The sequence below is a fragment of the Gilvibacter sp. CC01 genome (assembly GCF_055755295.1).
The window spans coordinates 552,999-570,070 of sequence record NZ_CM146909.1 but is presented as its reverse complement, the minus strand read 5'-3'; the positions used below and the strand labels follow the sequence as shown (position 1 = coordinate 570,070).

14 protein-coding genes are annotated in these 17,072 nt (G+C 44.3%); 6 read left to right on the top strand and 8 right to left on the bottom strand.

What is annotated here, in order from left to right:
- Window positions 1-10: 10 nt before the first annotated feature.
- Window positions 11-652, top strand: coding sequence for a protein-L-isoaspartate(D-aspartate) O-methyltransferase (locus tag AC0J2F_RS02655; RefSeq protein WP_374957269.1), 642 nt, complete (start codon window positions 11-13; stop codon window positions 650-652).
- A 375-nt stretch (window positions 653-1,027) separates the two neighbouring features.
- Here the strand turns inward: AC0J2F_RS02655 and AC0J2F_RS02650 are convergent, their stop codons facing one another.
- The gene (locus AC0J2F_RS02650; RefSeq protein ID WP_374957230.1) at window positions 1,028-1,792 is read right to left on the bottom strand and encodes an XRE family transcriptional regulator; all 765 of its coding nucleotides are present in this window, start codon (window positions 1,790-1,792) and stop codon (window positions 1,028-1,030) included.
- A 51-nt stretch (window positions 1,793-1,843) separates the two neighbouring features.
- Here AC0J2F_RS02650 and AC0J2F_RS02645 point away from each other — a divergent pair, with 51 nt between their 5' ends.
- Window positions 1,844-4,813, top strand: coding sequence for a DNA polymerase III subunit alpha (locus AC0J2F_RS02645; RefSeq protein WP_473008571.1), 2,970 nt, complete (start codon window positions 1,844-1,846; stop codon window positions 4,811-4,813).
- Window positions 4,810-6,027, top strand: coding sequence for a DNA polymerase IV (gene dinB, locus AC0J2F_RS02640; protein ID WP_473008570.1), 1,218 nt, complete (start codon window positions 4,810-4,812; stop codon window positions 6,025-6,027). The genes AC0J2F_RS02645 and dinB overlap by 4 nt, the downstream gene beginning before the upstream one ends.
- A gap of 1 nt (window position 6,028) precedes the next feature.
- On the opposite strand, the gene AC0J2F_RS02635 is transcribed toward dinB, so the two are convergent.
- The 3 genes from AC0J2F_RS02635 to smpB form a co-directional block, all read right to left on the bottom strand.
- Entirely contained in the window at window positions 6,029-6,439 is a 411-nt protein-coding gene (locus AC0J2F_RS02635; protein ID WP_473008568.1) for a hypothetical protein, read from the bottom strand.
- Between the two features lie 52 nt (window positions 6,440-6,491).
- On the bottom strand, window positions 6,492-8,966 hold the full coding sequence (locus tag AC0J2F_RS02630; protein WP_473008567.1) for a DUF5686 and carboxypeptidase regulatory-like domain-containing protein: 2,475 nt from the start codon (window positions 8,964-8,966) through the stop codon (window positions 6,492-6,494).
- 79 nt (window positions 8,967-9,045) lie between these two features.
- Window positions 9,046-9,513: an SsrA-binding protein SmpB gene (gene smpB / locus AC0J2F_RS02625; RefSeq protein WP_473008565.1), complete on the bottom strand. Its 468-nt coding sequence runs from the start codon at window positions 9,511-9,513 to the stop codon at window positions 9,046-9,048.
- Window positions 9,514-9,640: 127 nt separating this feature from the next.
- Here smpB and AC0J2F_RS02620 point away from each other — a divergent pair, with 127 nt between their 5' ends.
- Entirely contained in the window at window positions 9,641-10,444 is an 804-nt protein-coding gene (locus AC0J2F_RS02620; RefSeq protein ID WP_473008563.1) for a DUF6503 family protein, read from the top strand.
- Window positions 10,434-11,198: a DUF6503 family protein gene (locus AC0J2F_RS02615; protein WP_473008562.1), complete on the top strand. Its 765-nt coding sequence runs from the start codon at window positions 10,434-10,436 to the stop codon at window positions 11,196-11,198. Before AC0J2F_RS02620 ends, AC0J2F_RS02615 begins: the two co-directional genes overlap by 11 nt.
- Here AC0J2F_RS02615 and AC0J2F_RS02610 read toward each other — a convergent pair.
- The 3 genes from AC0J2F_RS02610 to clpB all read right to left on the bottom strand — a co-directional run bounded on the left by AC0J2F_RS02610 (window position 11,195) and on the right by clpB (window position 15,154).
- Window positions 11,195-11,713, bottom strand: a complete 519-nt coding sequence (locus tag AC0J2F_RS02610) for a histidine phosphatase family protein (RefSeq protein ID WP_374958985.1) — start codon at window positions 11,711-11,713, stop codon at window positions 11,195-11,197. The genes AC0J2F_RS02615 and AC0J2F_RS02610 overlap by 4 nt on opposite strands.
- 280 nt (window positions 11,714-11,993) lie before the next feature.
- Entirely contained in the window at window positions 11,994-12,479 is a 486-nt protein-coding gene (locus tag AC0J2F_RS02605) for an acyl-CoA thioesterase (RefSeq protein ID WP_473008561.1), read from the bottom strand.
- Between the two features lie 74 nt (window positions 12,480-12,553).
- Complete coding sequence (gene clpB / locus AC0J2F_RS02600; protein ID WP_473008560.1) at window positions 12,554-15,154, bottom strand: ATP-dependent chaperone ClpB; 2,601 nt, start codon at window positions 15,152-15,154, stop codon at window positions 12,554-12,556.
- Window positions 15,155-15,313: 159 nt separating this feature from the next.
- On the opposite strand from clpB, the gene ytxJ reads away from it, so the two are divergent.
- A complete protein-coding gene (gene ytxJ / locus AC0J2F_RS02595) occupies window positions 15,314-15,706 on the top strand; it encodes a bacillithiol system redox-active protein YtxJ (protein ID WP_473008558.1) in 393 nt (130 codons plus the stop codon).
- Here ytxJ and fahA read toward each other — a convergent pair.
- Complete coding sequence (gene fahA, locus AC0J2F_RS02590) at window positions 15,699-16,976, bottom strand: fumarylacetoacetase (RefSeq protein WP_473008557.1); 1,278 nt, start codon at window positions 16,974-16,976, stop codon at window positions 15,699-15,701. The two genes, ytxJ and fahA, sit on opposite strands and share 8 nt — an antisense overlap.
- Window positions 16,977-17,072: the final 96 nt, after the last annotated feature.

Below are 17,072 nucleotides of genomic sequence, written 5' to 3'. Positions count from 1 at the left end.
CAAATTAACCGTGAAAGATTCCTTTAAACATCAAGGCAAGCGCAAGCAATTGGTCGAGGTGATCAAAGCCAAAGGCATAGCAGAACCAGCAGTTTTGGATGCTATTGGTAAGATCCCTAGACATTTGTTTATGGATTCCAGCTTTTTAGACCACGCTTATGTGGATAAAGCCTTTCCCATTGCTGCGGACCAGACCATTTCACAACCCTATACCGTAGCGCGTCAAAGCGAACTACTTCAAGTCAAACCTGGAGAAAAGATTTTAGAGATTGGAACAGGAAGTGGTTATCAGACTGCTGTGCTTATGGAAATGGGAGCAACGGTCTTTACCATTGAGCGCCAGAATGAACTCTTCAAAAAGGCGCAACTCTTCTTGCCTAAATTGGGCTATCGCCCCAAACGACTGATTTTTGGAGACGGATACAAGGGCTTGCCAGAATTCGCTCCCTTTGATGGGGTGATCGTTACCGCCGGCGCTCCTTTTGTTCCCAAACCACTCATGGCGCAACTCGCCATTGGTGGCCGCTTGGTGATTCCTGTAGGCGAGAAGGTGCAGATCATGACAGTCTATACAAGGGAATCAGAAACTAAATTCGTCAAGAAAGAATATGGCGAGTTCCGTTTTGTACCGCTTTTGGAGGATAAGAATTAGATATTAGTGTTTAGTATTTAGAGGCTAGTATTTAGAGGCTAGTATTTAATGGCTTATTTTTCCAGCGAAGCAATTCACTACATGTTTAATGTTTTCCAAGTGCTAACTACTAAGTGTTGAATACTAACTACTGCCGTAAACTCTGCAGTTCCAGTCATAGCTTTCTTCAAAGTAGAAAGGTTAATGTAAATAGTCGAGAGCTATTGTGCTTTTAGTGTCGCTAGCCATTTGCAGATATCATAAATAGATTTATGAATTCTAACATGTAGTGCTTTTTAAAGCTCGTAAAATGGGCTAATTTAAAATTGGGGAGGGGCTGAAAGCCCCGTACAGAAAGGTAAAGCCTAAATCCATAAGAATCCGAATAGCCTCCTATTACCTCAAACTCTGCAACTCCACCTGCAATTCAGTAAGCATTTGTGCAATACTGCTTATTTTAAGTTCTTGGGCATCGTATTCTTGAGTGTTGATGGAACAGGTGAATTCCCAGAGCTCTACGATCTCTGCGGCAGGAACTTCAAAGGCTTCATAGGCTTTGTTGTCAGAGATTAAACGAATGCTCCCCTGAGTTTTTAAATTGTTCTCTACGCGTTTGTAGGTGATTCCGTTGTTAAGGGTCACCACCACATAGGTGGTTCCGTTTTTAATGTCGTCCAGGCTTTCCACAAAGCGGGCCACTACATAAGAACCGTCTTTAAGTGGCAGCATGGAATCTCCTTTAATGGGGAATGCTCTATGTTTTCCCGTAGGTAAGAAGGGCAGCTTGATCTTTTCTAACTGTTCTATGTATTCCGGATCATCATAACCCAACAAATAACCTGCAGAAGCCTTTACAGGCACCACTTCAATAACATTTTCGTTGGTCTCGTCTACCTGAATGGGGAACAGCACCCGTTGTTGCCCGATCTCAATAAAAGAATGGTCTTGGGCGCTGGTCAGATCGTTCTTGATCAAGATGTCTACAGGAATTTTAAAGAAATCAGACAAGGCTACCAGCATTGCAATGGGTGGTTCAGAACGGCCTTCTTCATAAGAACCGATACGCGAACGAGGTACTTGCAGCTCTTCTGCGAACTGTTCTTGAGTGAGTCCACGGAGCTTGCGCAGATGTCTGATATTTTTGTGAATAATTTTATTCATTTACTACAAATATAAGCAATAATTACTACAAATGATAGCTAATTTTGAAATGTGTTTCTCAATACCCATACATACTACAGTTTGCGTTACGGCACTTTTGCTCCGGAACCTTTGCTGGAAGCCGCTTCCAGCCTAGGGATACAGCAAATGGCCTTTACCGATATAAACAATGTTTCGGCCTGCTTTGATCTGCTGAGATTGAGTCAGAAATACGGCATCAGACCGGTAGTAGGCGTGGATTTTAGAAACGGGGCCGAGCAGCAATTCATCGCCTTGGCAAAAAGCCACAAAGGCTTTGCGCAGATCAACCGCTATTTGTCTTATTTTTTACACGAAGATCTACAGACCCCTGCACGGGCAGCTACACTTAAAGACAGTTTTATAATCTACCCTTTTGCGAATTTTAAGGGAACCAAATTAGCCGAGCACGAGTTTTTAGGCGTCTGCCCTCAGGATCTGAATCGATTGAAGTTTTCTCCCTGGCTCAAGCGCAAGCACAAGTTGGTGGCACTCTATACCGTGAGCTTTGCAGGCAAACGCAGTTTCAACACCCACAGGCTTTTGCGGGCTATAGATAACAATACCCTTTTGAGCAAATTGCCAGAATCTGAGCAAGGTTTAGAAACACATATTTTGTGTGCACCTCAAGCTTTAGAGCAGCAATATGCGGCTTTTCCATTTTTGTTGGACAATGCTACGGCACTGTTAGAGGCTTGTCGTTTTGAGTTTGATTTTTCTAACGAGACGCCCAACAATCAAAGGACCTATACCGGCAATGCCGAGTTGGATTTTAGACTGCTCAAAAAACTGACCTATCAAGGTTTGGCTTATAGATACGAATCCGCAGACGATAAGATCTTAGACCGTATTCAAAAGGAACTGACCATAGTTAAAGAAATGGGCTTTATCTCTTACTTCTTGATCAATTGGAAGATCTTAAAATACGCCCGTTCCAAAGGGTATTTCTATGTGGGCCGAGGCAGTGGCGCCAACAGTATAGTAGCTTATTTGCTGCGGATCACAGACGTAGACCCCATTGAGTTGGATCTCTACTTTGAACGATTTATAAATCTGTACCGCAAAAACCCGCCCGATTTTGATATTGATTTCTCTTGGAGTGATCGGGATGACGTGACTCAGTTCATCTTTAAACGTTTTCCCAACTGCGCCTTGCTCACGGTTTACAACACTTTTAAATACAAGGCTGCTGTGCGTGAATTAGGGAAAGTCTTTGGCTTGCCCAAGGCCGAGATCGATCTGCTTTCTGCGGGTAGCTATGTCTTTGAGCAATTGGATTCCCTTTCTCGTTTGGTAGTGACCTACAGCAAGCGCATTCAGGGCTTTCCCAATTATCTGGGGATTCACGCCGGAGGCATTCTCATTGCAGAAAAACCCATACATTATTACACCGCCACCTTCATGCCGCCCAAGGGTTTTCCTACCACCCAGTTTGATATGGTAGTGGCAGAAGATATTGGCCTGTATAAGTTTGATATTCTGAGCCAACGCGGGCTGGGGAAGATCAAAGAGACTGTAGGTATTGTGGCCTACAATCGCCCAAAGCAAAAGCCCATAGACATTCACGACATCAAAGGTTTTAAAGAAGACGAGCGTATCAAATACCTACTGCGCAATGCCAAGGCCATTGGGTGTTTCTATGTAGAATCTCCAGCCATGCGGATGCTGCTCAAAAAGCTTCGGGTGGACGATTATTTAGGATTGGTTGCTGCCAGTTCGGTGATTCGCCCCGGGGTCTCCAAATCTGGAATGATGCGGGAATACATACTGCGCTACCGTTTCCCGGAAAGGCGCAAGGATGCCCATCCGATTCTACTAGACATCATGCCAGAGACCTACGGAGTTATGGTGTATCAGGAAGACGTGATCAAGGTGGCTCACTATTTTGGTGGGTTAACCTTGGGCGAGGCCGATATGCTGCGCCGCGGGATGTCTGGGAAGTTCCGCTCTCGAGAAGAGTTTGCCAAGGTGAAGGATCAATTCTTTATGAACTGCCGCAATGCCGGCAAACCCGATGCCTTGATCGCGGAGATCTGGCGGCAGATAGAGAGTTTTGCTGGTTACGCTTTTGCCAAAGGGCACTCAGCTTCTTATGCGGTAGAGAGCTATCAGAGTCTGTATCTCAAGGCCTATTTCCCTTTGGAATATATGGTAGCGACCATCAACAATTTTGGCGGCTTTTACCGTACAGAGTTCTATGTGCATGAAGCGCGGTTGCACGGCGGGATCATTGAACCGCCCTGTGTGAATACCAGCAAGCACGAGACCATCATCAAAGGCAAACACATTTATCTGGGCTTTATGTTTTTGCACGCTTTTGAGAGCAATACAGCCAAGGCCTTGCTCAGTGAACGTGCGGCTAATGGCCCTTTTGAAAGCTTGGACGATTTTATAGAGCGCGTGCCGGTAGGTATGGAGCAGCTCGCCATTTTAATCAAGATAGATGCCTTTCGTTTTACAGGAGTCAATAAGCGAGAACTGCTTTGGGAAGCCCATATGAAGCTGGGCAAAACAGCGGTGGTAGAACCCATGCCTTCACTTTTTAAGGCAGAGAAGATCAACTATCAAACTCCAGAACTCAGCACCACGGTTTTAGAAGATGCTTTTGATCAGATGGAGCTTTTGGGTTTTCCGCTGTGTTCGCCTTTTTTCTTGCTGCTGAATCCGGGTGGGAATACCCTGCGGGCCCGACAACTTATGGCTTACATCAGTAAAACCATAACCATAGAAGGCTATTTGGTGACCACTAAACGCACCAACACCACAGGCGGAAAAGGCATGTTCTTTGGCAACTTCTTAGACCGCGATGGCGATTTTATTGACACCGTACATTTCCCGCCGGTGGCCAAAAGATACCCTTTTAGGGGCAAGGGAATTTACCGAATCACGGGCGTAGTGATGGAAGAATTTGGATGTGTATCGGTAGAGGTAAGTAGAATGGAGCGGTTGCCCATCATTGCGGATCCGCGTTATGCCGATTCTAAAAAAGGATTGCGAATATGAACAGTGAACGCGCGATAGTGCATATGGATCTGGACACCTTTTTTGTGTCCTGTGAGCGGCTATTAGACAGCCGATTGGAAGGAAAACCAGTATTGATAGGCGGAACCACAGACCGTGGGGTAGTGGCCTCTTGCAGTTATGAGGCCCGTACTTTTGGAATACATTCGGCCATGCCCATGCGGATGGCCAAACAGCTTTGCCCAGAGGCGATTGTGCTGCGGGGAAATTCTGGGGTCTATTCTAAATTCTCTGATATGGTTACTGATGTGATCAAAGAGAGCGTACCGCTTTATGAAAAAACCTCTGTAGATGAGTTTTACATTGACCTCACAGGGACAGACCGCTTTTTTGGATGTCATAAAATGGCTTCGGAGCTGCGGGATCGGATCATCAAAGAGACGGGACTGCCCATTTCCTTTGGGCTTTCTACCAACAAAACCGTTTCTAAGATCGCCACTGGAGAGGCCAAACCCAACAATAAGATCCGCATAAAAAAGGGTAACGAAAAACCCTTTCTCTCGCCGCTTTCCGTACGGAAGATCCCGATGGTGGGAGAGGTCACCTACCGTTCGCTTTGTGATCTGGGGATCAAGCGGATCCAAACTATCCAAGAGATGCCTTTGGATATGATGGCCAGGGTCTTTGGCAAAAACGGACAGGTGATCTGGCGCAAGGCCAATGGAATAGATCCTTCACCAGTAGTGCAATACCACGAGCGCAAATCCATCTCTACAGAACGCACCTTTGATCGGGACACCACAGATCCGCAGAAATTAAAAGGAATATTGACTGCCATGGCGGAGAATCTCATTTACCAACTACGGCGCGGAGATAAACTTACGGCTTGTGTTACGGTAAAGATCCGCTATTCGGATTTTCAGACTTATACCATGCAAAAGCGCATTCCTTATAGTGCAGCAGATCACAAGATACTGCCAGTGGTCATGGAGCTGTACCAAAAGCTCTATCAGCGCAGACTTTTGGTGCGTTTAATTGGTGTGCGGTTCAGTCATTTGATTTCTGGTGGGCATCAGATCGATCTGTTTCAGGACAACGAAAAGATCATTAATCTGTATCAGGCTATGGATAAGATGCGTGCCAGATATGGCGATCGGGCGGTGATCAAGGCTGCTGGTATGAATGCAAAGAGTATTGGACGCTGGAATCCCTTTACGGGGGAACCACCGCCGCTATTGGCAAACAGAAGACAATAAGCTAGTCGCGCTCAAAATTAAAAATGGGTCCGTCTATACAGCCGTCGGAGATGATCACAACTCCGGAGGCATAATCGTCCATGATCAACAGACCAATGGCATCACTACCTATATGAAAATAACGATTGTCGTCGTAGTTGCAGACATTGTCGTTCAAGGAATAATCATAAGTGCCAGGATCTAAACGAATGGAAGTTGCCCCTAAGGCTACTTCTACAACCACCTTTTGATTGGCAAAGTCAAAGGACCAGACTATCTCTCCAGTCTCGAACTCCTGAACCTCAGGGTTCATAGCACTGGGTTGGTAGGTCTTAAGACTAAAGGCCTCAAAACTAGGCGGAGTACCGTCGTCATCCGAAGAACAGCTCCACAAGACCGCTATTAAAACGAAAAGAGGAATTAATTTTTTCATAACAAGCATTTTACAAAAGATACAAAAATGCTTTTTTGGTTGCGTAAAAGGCTTAATCTAAGAAGTCCAAGAACTTGAGGCCAAAGACAAAAATACCGTCATTAACCCCATTAAGACTAGAACGCACATAATCTATCCGCAGCAAACGATACTTACCCCAACCAATATTGTCCAAACCAACAGAATACTCGTAATAAGGCTTGTTGCCTACGGTACTCAATACATGCCCACCAAGAACCAAATTGAAGTTGAGCTGATTTAATCCCGGGATCTTCCCTAAGAGCCAGCCGTTAAAGTGATGCTCTGCATGAAATTCCATATAGGAATCATTGGTGCTTAAGGCGTAGTAGGGGAGATTGTTGAAAACGTTGGTATACACCCCGCCATCATTCACGCGGGTTTGGTTCCCATTGAAATGCTGAAAATCTACAAAGGAAATGCCTTCTCCATTCACGAAAGTCCCTCCTTTTAGGTTATAACGAAAGCGTCCCTTATTGCCAATTTTAAAGCTTTGGTAAAGCCCCGCGCTGAATTGATGAAAGTTGTAATTGTCATTAGAGGCAGCGAATCCACCTTCGTAATTGAGCTGTATCCGCGGAAATCTATTGTCACCCCCCACATTGAATTTAAAATCGGGATAGCTCATATATTTCTGCCCAATAGTGATGAACGCTCTTAGGCCAGCTTTAACAATATTGTGCTTATCAATGGCTGCATTTTCAAAGTCTGTAGGATTCAACGGATTGTTGGAGTTGTAGGAAGCACCGGAATTTCTAAACCAAACCTGATCTGAAGTATTGAACAGCGGTACGCGCTCTTCATAAGCCAGTCTGCTCGTTATAAACAAACCGTTCACCACTTCTTGCCCGTAATTAATTGCTCCAGAACGCAGCTCGTAGGCCTTTAGGTAATTGCGCTCAAAAGCCAAGCTACTAATGGTGTTCACAAAAGGTGAAATGGGCTCCCCACGGTTGAACTGTTCTACAGTCACACCACCATTAACACTGAGTCTCGCACGATTTTTTGCATTGAAGCGGTAGGTAAGGCCGGCATCAAAGCGGAATCGATCTTCATCGATCCCGTAATTGAAACGCGAGTTGAAACTCAGCCATTTCGTGTAGTTCTCGTCGAACCCTTTAAAGAAGCGCAAACCGACCTCTGGAACATAGCCCTGAATGGTATTGAACTGAACACTTGGACCATCATAAGAAATGTTCCATCGCTCATAACTGTTGCGATAGGTATAACCAGTAAGTGGCGCTAAAAGCGATGGCCTGTTGTTCCCAGCGTCTATGGAATCCAAATAGGTTTTAGACTTGCGCAAGGTCTGAATGCTGTCTTTGCGAATGTAATCTGCGATCTCTTCAGGAGTCAGCGGTACAGGGCGAACCTGGTTCCAATAGAGCGAATCTTTCTCGTTCGCATTGTCTACAAAGGTGAGGATCTCATTGGTAAAACTTTGTTTGGTAAAGCCAGGGGAAAAATCGTAATCGCTGTAAACAGCTGTAAATCGTCCATCGCCATTAAGCCCAAAGAGCCCAAAACTAAAATCTATGGTCTGGGAAATCTTTACCCAAAACCGATTTTCCTTGTCGAAGGTGAAATTCTGTTTAAACACGAGTTCCTTCACAAACGGGATCTGCAGAGAAGTACCAGAGGTGCTAAGGTCTATGCCGTAGAATTCCCAATCGTCTTCCACTATATAAATATAACCTTCCCAAACGCGGTCTTGACTGCGTTTAGGAGTGACTAAGATCTTATTGATCAGTTTGTCATTCTCGTAAAAGACCCCTTCTAATTTGTAGCGATAATACTCTAAAGCGTTGTTGGCAATAGGAGATACCAATTGCGCATTGATATCTATGGTATTGTTGTAAAAAGAAAAGTTAGCATCTCCCGCGCTGTTAAAGCTAAAGCCGTTGTCATTACCACTAACCTTTGAAGCTATTATGCGCTCTTTAAAATCGTCAGGTTGTTGGTAAGAGATCTCTGAAATGGTTTCTGATAGGTAAATGATCCCGGTTCGGGTAGAGTCTAAAGCTCCTCCGAAATCGCCAATATCTTCTCCCATAATACGCTCTGGCGCCTCGGTGACCTTCCATAAGCCCTTAGAGTAAAAGTCTGCTGTAAAGGCGGCGATGCGTTGGCTGTTCTTTTTGCGATTCGCTATGGCTTGTCTTATGATCCTATAGGCCGGATCCTCACTAGCATCGATAACTACCTCGTCAAGGCTAAGGCTGGTGGCCTGCAGACTCATATTTAATTCTTGGGGTTTTCCTTTGTACTCGAGCTGCTGGGTTTTTACTTCAAAGCCTAAATATTGAAAAACCAGGGTATAAGTTCCAGTTTCTGGTAGTTCTAGTATGTAATCCCCGAGTTCGTTAGAGGTTGTACCTAAGTAGCTGTCTTGCACAAAAATATTCACAAAGGGTAGAGGCTCGCCCTTAGAATCGGTCACCCGACCTTTTATCTGGGCCTGCAGGCTTGCACTTAAAAACAAAAAGAGTAGGAGTAGCGGTTTTTGCATGGTCAGTGTTTTGGAGCAAATAAAATCAATGGTAGGCTACCCACCTCTTAAAAAAGTGTTAGCTAACATAAATTTACCATTAATTGTTAAAGTTCTTTTTGATCCTGCTGAGGTTACGCTTGTTGTCTCTGTCTTTGATGGTTTCGCGTTTGTCAAAGAGTTTTTTACCGCGACACAGTGCGATCTCCATCTTGGCAAGACCTCTATCGTTGGTGAACAATAAAAGGGGAATAATGGTCAAGCCTGAGTTTTTAACTTCTTTTTCAAGTTTCTTTAACTCGTTGCGATTCAGGAGTAATTTACGCTCACTTTTCGGCTTGTGGTTAAAGTGCGTTGCATGAGAATACTCCTCTATGGTCATATTAATGACAAAGAGTTCACCACGATCGTTGAACTCGCAAAAACTCTCAGCTATAGAGGCGCGTCCTTCTCGTATGGCTTTGATCTCGGTACCAGCCAGAACGATACCTGCCGTGTAGCGGTCAAGGATCTCGTATTCAAAGCGGGCTTTGCGATTCTTTATTTTCACTTGTTTTTGCAAACTCATGCCGCAAATTTACATTTAATTCCCATGTAATTGTCGGCCATAGTCACTGGCTTTTGGATTTTTGTTCTTATCAAAATTTTAAGAGCTCCGGCACGAGCAGATTGTTAGTTCTGTGTATTTTTGTTTTATGTTGAAATCGACCACAATACTGCTTTTATGCAGTCTGATGTTCTGGAGCTGTAACAGTGGCCCCAGCAAAGAGCAACAGGAGCCAGATCCCAAAGCTGTTAAACCCAGATTGACTGCTGGGCAAATCGTAGACCGCGCTATTGAATATCACGGAGGCCCACTTTTTGAGAAAGCCGAGATGGAATTCAAGTTTAGAGATTATGAGTACAGATCTTTGCAAGAGGGCGGAACATTCACCTTAGACAGGATTTCGTACAACGATGCTATCGGTAAGATAACAGACCGGGTTACCAATTCGGGCTATACCCAAGTATTGAATGACGAATTTGAGATAAATATTGTAGATTCTATGAAGGTCAAGTTCACCAATAGTGTTAACTCTGTTCATTATTTTGCGCGCTTGCCTTATGGTTTGCATGCGCCTGCCGTAGAAAAAAAGCTGATCGGGACCGACTCTATTAAAGGGAGAGCCTATCACGAAGTTGAAGTGCGCTTTAAGCAAGAAGGTGGCGGTGTAGATTTTCAAGATGTATTTATGTACTGGTTTGACACAGAAACGGGCGCTATGGATTATTTGGCCTATTCTTACGAGACCGATGGGGGTGGGATTCGCTTCCGAGCGGCCTACAATCCACGAGAGATAAACGGATTGCGTTTTCAAGATTATGTGAATTGCAAACCGCAAGGTTTGGATGTAGCCCTGGAGGATCTGGATTACCTCTACGAGCAGGGATCGCTTATTGAGGTCTCAAAGATCGAATTGGAAAATGTTAAAGTGAAAATAGTAGACGATGCACTTTAGAACCTTTTTATTGCTGTTACTAGTAGGATTAATGCAAAGCTGTGAGCAATCGGCTAAATCTGAAGCTATTGAACCCAGAGCCCTACTTGATAGTGCAATAACTGCTCATGGCGGTGCTCGCTATGATGGCGCTACCATACGCTTTGCGCTGAACAATTACGATTTTGAGCTCAAGCGCGAGGGTTACACTTATGACTACAAAATGTCCCAAGAAAAAGATGGGGCGCTTCATGTTGTAAACACCTTTAACGGTGGTCTTATCTATAAGATCGGAGATAGCCTTGTGGACCACGGAGGGCGTCAAATGACCTTAATTAGAGAGCGGGTCAACAACGTAGCTTACGATTTCTACATTCCGTATTCCTTAACGGGTAACGATATTGTATTGGAGTATTTAGGTACTGAGAATATGCGTCTAAAACCTTATCACAAGTTAAAAGTGAGCTATAAACAAATTCCGGGAGCAGATCCGGACGAGCGCGCTTATGTCTTGTGGATCAGCGCCGATACCTACGAGATCGATTTTATCGCCAAACAGAACGAGGCCGCAAGTGGCAGAAAGCAATTTATGGCGGCTGCTTATAAACGCCGTGTTGGTGGCATGCTCTTCTCTGATTTCGAACTGTATCAAACTCCAGATAGAAATAAAGAAGTAGCCATTGATTCTCTGGGGATGGCCTATAATTCTGGGAATATGCAGCGCAAAGCTGTTACTACCTATATGGACATTGAAGTTGACCCGAAGTCGAATTAATCGATCTGTAAGACCTGTACGGTGACCTTTTCACCATTTTTGGTGACTATGAAAAGCATGCCGTTGTTGTCATCCGCTATCCAAGGATAAGTTTCTTTTTCTAAAACAGCGTTTACGAACATAGGAGTGGTGTTGCTATGCCCAACAACCAATACCGTTTTGCCTTGAGTCGCTGCTGCGAAGTCCACGCTGTAAAGATTTCTTGGGTCATAAGACTGAATTTCCAATTCCTGCATCTGAGAAGTAGGTAGCGCTGTCTGTTGTGTACGGTTGTAATCTGTACTGTAAATAGCTTCAAAGGCTACATTCTCAAATACTTTAGCCCACTTGGCAGCCCTTTGTTTACCGGCCTCGGTGAGATTCGGATTTTTGTTGTTGGCATCAGAACGGTCTTTTTCCGCATGTCTGATGCAATAATACACTGTGGTCTGGTCTGATGTCTTTTCTTGTCCGAAGAATTGCTGCGGAGCCAATACGGCTCCCATCAGCAGTATAAAAAGTAAAGCGCGTTTCATAAAGCGGTTTTAGACCGTGAAGTTATTAAATAAAAAATTGCCTAAAAGAAGCCCTTTAGCTCCCCCTAGGCAATCACCTTTTCTAAGGTCCTTTCTTACAACATGCTGATAGAAAGTGAATAGAATAGTGTTACTAGGGTAACAACCTCAACGTAAACGGCTAAGGCGTGATTGCGTTTAGGTTGTATCTTTTTGTTGATTGCTGTTTCCATGATCTTCATTTTTTGGAGTTTTCGTTTTTTGTTTGATACATCCATATGACGACCCAGAAAAATCTTTGTTACACCTTTTGCGACCGAACTGTCGAAATTCTGGCCTCAAATGTCGTTTCAGCTACCGGATTTGCTACTGCTTCGAAAAGATTCATAAATTTTTGTGAATGCTGCTCTCTTTGCTGCTTTAAGAGGTTGAAATGCACGAAGTTACTCCACATAACAGCTTTGAGTTCGTCTTTTTTAAGACCGTTCATTCGCATCTCTACCAATAAACTCGTGTCTGTGTAATGCAACAATTGACTGCTTATTTTGACCTCTTCCATAGTAAAAGCAGGTTTTAGATAAGCTATTTGCGTGCTGCCAACAACCCAACTCTTTCCTTCCTTGCGGCCCAATTCGTAGATATCAATACCGTAGTGCGCAATAAGCTGATCTTCTCTGGCATTGATCATATAGTTCAGATATTCCGCATTGTTTAAATGATTAAATGGGTCGCAATCCTGAAATCGGATCTTGGTTGTGCTTTCTAATACTTTAGGTAAATTCTCCATAATAAAATACCGAACGGTATATTATTTTAAATAAAAAAACCTCCCGCAGGAGGTTTTAACTTGATTCAATTATATTAAGGAGTTACCAGATCGTTCTGATTTCTAAAAACGAGCTTCCCGTCAAAACTATCGAGCAAAATGATGCTTTCTGCCGATACTTTTCCGGCTAAGATCTCCTTGGAGAGTTCGTTGAGTACTTCTCTTTGGATCACACGCTTTACAGGTCTGGCTCCAAACTGAGGGTCGAATCCACGTTCGGCCAAATATGCAATAGCATCATCCGTAGCATCTAAGGTAATGTTCTGTTTTGCCAGCATTTTTATTACACTGCGGAGTTGTATACTCACAATTTGCGCTATGTCTTGCTCTCTTAACGGTGTGAACAGTATAATGTCGTCTATACGGTTCAAGAACTCCGGACGTACAGTCTGTTTGAGTAATCCTAGGACATCTACTTTGGCAGCTTCCATGGCACTGTCTTGATCTTTAATAGCTTCAAAACGCTCCTGAATCACAGTACTTCCCATGTTTGAGGTCATGATTATAATGGTATTCTTAAAATCTGCAACGCGCCCTTTGTTATCCGTCAGGCGACCTTCATCCAATACTTGCAATAAAATATTAAAGGTATCTGGGTGCGCCTTTTCGATCTCATCCAATAAGACCACCGAATACGGCTTGCGTCGCACAGCTTCGGTAAGTTGCCCGCCTTCGTCATAGCCTACATATCCCGGAGGAGCTCCTACCAAGCGGCTCACACTGTGCCTTTCTTGATACTCGCTCATGTCTATTCGCGTCATAGCGTTTTCGTCATTGAACAAGTATTCTGCCAAGGCCTTGGCCAATTCTGTTTTTCCAACCCCTGTGGTTCCCAAGAATAGGAAAGAACCGATAGGTTTTTTAGCGTCTTGCAAACCAGCTCTAGATCTTCTAATCGCATCGCTTACCGCTGTAATGGCTTCTTCTTGCCCCACAACGCGTTTATGCAGCTCTTGCTCCAATAGCAGCAATTTTTCCCGTTCACTCTGCAACATTTTGGTTACAGGAATTCCGGTCCACTTGGCCACGACTTCTGCGATATCCTCATGGGTGACTTCTTCCTTGATGAGCGAAGACCCTTGCTGGGCGGCCAATTCTACTTGTTTAGCTTCTAGTGCTTCTTGAGCTTCCTTGATCTTTCCATATCGCAGTTCGGCTACCTTACCGTAATCGCCTTCGCGTTCGGCGCGTTCGGCTTCGATTTTGAATGCCTCTATCTCAGTTTTTATTTGCTGAACGCTTTCTACAACCTCTTTTTCTTGCTTCCATTTCGCATGGATCTCGTTGCGTTCTTCTTTGAGATTGGCCAGATCTGCACGAAGGATCTTGAGCTTAGCCTCGTCCTTTTCCCGCTTTATGGCTTCTATCTCAATCTCCAATTGCATGATCTTTCTGTCCAAAACATCCAGCTCCTCTGGTTTGGAATTGATCTCCATCCGCAGTTTAGAGGCTGCCTCGTCCATAAGATCGATCGCCTTATCGGGCAGGAATCTGTTGGTGATATAACGCTGAGATAGTTCTACCGCGCCAATAATTGCATCGTCCTTGATACGCACCTTGTGGTGGGTCTCGTACTTTTCTTTTATACCTCTTAAGATAGAGATCGCACTTTCGGTATCGGGTTCATCTACCTGTACCTTTTGGAAACGACGTTCCAAGGCTTTGTCCTTTTCAAAATACTTCTGATACTCATCTAAAGTGGTGGCCCCAATAGCACGTAGTTCTCCTCTTGCCAAGGCTGGCTTAAGGATATTGGCGGCGTCCATGGCTCCCTGTCCACCTCCGGCTCCGACCAAAGTGTGTATCTCATCTATGAATAAGACAATATCTCCATCACTAGAGGTCACTTCTTTGATCACCGCTTTAAGGCGTTCTTCGAACTCTCCTTTAAACTTCGCTCCAGCGATCAGAGCCCCCATATCCAGACTAAAGATCTGCTTTTGCTGCAGGTTTTCGGGCACATCTCCGTCTACGATACGGTGCGCTAAACCTTCTGCAATAGCGGTCTTTCCCGTTCCAGGCTCTCCGACCAGCATAGGGTTGTTCTTGGTGCGTCTAGATAGGATCTGCAGTATGCGTCTTATTTCTTCGTCACGGCCAATAACCGGGTCTAGCTTACCTTCTTGCGCCAATTGATTTAGATTCTTGGCGTATTTGTTCAAAGCGTTATAGGATTCTTCTGCGGATGCGGATGTAACCCGTTCTCCTTTGCGCAGCTCATCTATCGCCGCATTTAAGCTCTTGGTATTCACACCTTGATCTTTCAAGGCCTGAGCAATACTGTTCTTGCTTTCAAAAAGCGCTAATAAGAGGTGCTCTATAGACACAAATTCGTCCTTGCGCTTCTTAGCACCAATAGAGGCTTCATTGAGCAATTTTGCTGTTTCACGCCCTAACATGATCTCTGCTCCGCTTACTTTTGGCTTGCGCTGAAGCTCCTTGTCCAAGATCTGTTCTAGGGTAGTAGGGTTCACGTTAAGCTTTTTAAGCAGATAGGGCAGCACATGCTCATCGACCTCGAGCATTGCTTTGAACAAGTGCTCCGGATCTATATGCTGATGCTCCAACTCTTGAGTGAGTTGGTGCGCCTGCTGTACAGCTTCCTGTGATTTTATAGTGTAATTATTAAAATTCATCGTCATCTTTGATTTGGATTCGAGCTGTTAAAATCAAAACTCAGACCATTTTAAATTCCCGTCATTTTGGCGTAATGCATCTGGGTTTTATCCGACAAAATGTCAAAAATCGACAGTCACCGCCTTCTGTAAAGCGGTCAAAACCATTATTTTTGTGCTATGAGTTTATTTAGAAAACTGTTTACTAGCGATTCAGCTCCCCAAGAGCCTCAATCTGAAGTCCCATGGACACAAATAACGAGCATGGACCAGCTGGATGCGTTGAGCTCGGTCTCAGCCACTAAAGCTGTTGTCATCTTTAAACATTCCACCCGCTGTGGGATAAGTGCAATGGTGCTGAGGCAGTTTACTAAAAGCTACGACCTACCTCTAGAGCAAATGCAACCCTATATATTGGATCTTTTGTCATACAGAGAAATCTCGAACGAGATCGCCATTCGCTTTCAAGTGCTGCATCAAAGTCCGCAGCTATTGGTTATAAAAAACGGTAGCGCAGTTCATGCAGCTTCTCATTATGAGATACAAGCCGCAGATCTGCACAGATTTATTTAAGCGCAGGCAAGAGTTTGGTGCGGCATTCGCCAAAACCAATTCGTACTTGGTCGTTTTGGCAATATCCTTTTAAAATCACCGTATCGTTGTCTTCTATAAAGGAACGCGTAGAACCGTCTGGCAGTTGTAGCGGATTCTTCCCAGCCCAAGACAATTCCAACATAGAGCCATAGCTGTCTGGAGTTGGACCTGAAATGGTGCCGCTTCCCATCATGTCTCCACTCACCACATTACATCCGTTTACGGTATGATGCGCTAACTGCTGAGCCATATTCCAATACATATATTTAAAATTGGAAGTCGAAACCTTGTGCGGTTCACTGTCCTCGGGCTGTAAATAGACCTCCAGATTAATGTCATAGCTCTTAGGGCCTGTATATTGTAAGTAAGGAAGTTGCGGTTTCTCTGGTTCAGGGCCATCCACCTTAAAGGGTTGTAAGGCATCCAAAGTAACTATCCAAGGCGAAATGCTAGATGCGAAGTTCTTGGCAAGGAAAGGGCCTAGCGGCACGTATTCCCATTTCTGAATATCGCGAGCACTCCAATCGTTAAAAAGGACCAGGCCAAAAATATAGTCTTCGGCCTCATCCACAGGAATCGGCTCCCCTAAATGATTGGCATCCGTAGTAATAAAGGCCATTTCCAATTCGAAATCCACGCGCTTTGAAGGTCCAAATACGGGCTCGTTCGAATCTGGTGGTAATGTTTGTCCTTTAGGTCTTCTCACATTGATCCCACTGGGAATTATGGAAGAACTGCGCCCGTGATAGCCCACAGGTATGTGCAACCAGTTTGGCAATAATGCCTTTTCCGGATCACGAAACATGCTACCAACATTGGTGGCGTGTTCCTTGCTCGAATAAAAATCTGTATAGTCTCCAATGTTAACAGGCAATTGCATCTCGATCTCGTCCATAGTGAATATAATCACCTCACGATGCTCCATATTGTCACGCAGCTTTGGGTTATTTGCCTCAAAGACCTCAGAGATACGATTGCGAACCAAACGCCAAGTCTTGCGGCCATCAGAGATAAAATCGTTCAGACTGTCTTGCAAAAAGATATCGTCTGTAAGATCTATCCCCTCAAAGTATCCCAACTGATGCATAGCACCAAGATCTATGGCAAAATCTCCGATCCGAGTACCTATGGTAATAATGTCATCTCGCGTTAAAAAAACGCCGAAAGGAATGTTCTGTATTGGGAAATCCGAGTTTGGCGCTACTTCTAACCAAGTAGTGCGATCTGGATTGTTTGCTGATAATGGCATGGTTGGTTCTTAATAAATTGTTGGTAAATCGTCTAATCAAAGATATGATTTTAGATGGTGCAAAAGCAGCTATTGCGTATTTTTGATCTCGTAATT

Coding starts and splice junctions, on each gene's coding strand:
- smpB (WP_473008565.1), bottom strand. CDS start 9,513: ATGAGTTTGCAAAAACAAGTGAAAATAAAGAATCGCAAAGCCCGCTTT.
- AC0J2F_RS02650 (WP_374957230.1), bottom strand. CDS start 1,792: ATGAATAAAATTATTCACAAAAATATCAGACATCTGCGCAAGCTCCGT.
- AC0J2F_RS02615 (WP_473008562.1), top strand. CDS start 10,434: ATGCACTTTAGAACCTTTTTATTGCTGTTACTAGTAGGATTAATGCAA.
- dinB (WP_473008570.1), top strand. CDS start 4,810: ATGAACAGTGAACGCGCGATAGTGCATATGGATCTGGACACCTTTTTT.
- ytxJ (WP_473008558.1), top strand. CDS start 15,314: ATGAGTTTATTTAGAAAACTGTTTACTAGCGATTCAGCTCCCCAAGAG.
- clpB (WP_473008560.1), bottom strand. CDS start 15,154: ATGAATTTTAATAATTACACTATAAAATCACAGGAAGCTGTACAGCAG.
- AC0J2F_RS02635 (WP_473008568.1), bottom strand. CDS start 6,439: ATGAAAAAATTAATTCCTCTTTTCGTTTTAATAGCGGTCTTGTGGAGC.
- fahA (WP_473008557.1), bottom strand. CDS start 16,976: ATGCCATTATCAGCAAACAATCCAGATCGCACTACTTGGTTAGAAGTA.
- AC0J2F_RS02605 (WP_473008561.1), bottom strand. CDS start 12,479: ATGGAGAATTTACCTAAAGTATTAGAAAGCACAACCAAGATCCGATTT.
- AC0J2F_RS02620 (WP_473008563.1), top strand. CDS start 9,641: ATGTTGAAATCGACCACAATACTGCTTTTATGCAGTCTGATGTTCTGG.
- AC0J2F_RS02630 (WP_473008567.1), bottom strand. CDS start 8,966: ATGCAAAAACCGCTACTCCTACTCTTTTTGTTTTTAAGTGCAAGCCTG.
- AC0J2F_RS02610 (WP_374958985.1), bottom strand. CDS start 11,713: ATGAAACGCGCTTTACTTTTTATACTGCTGATGGGAGCCGTATTGGCT.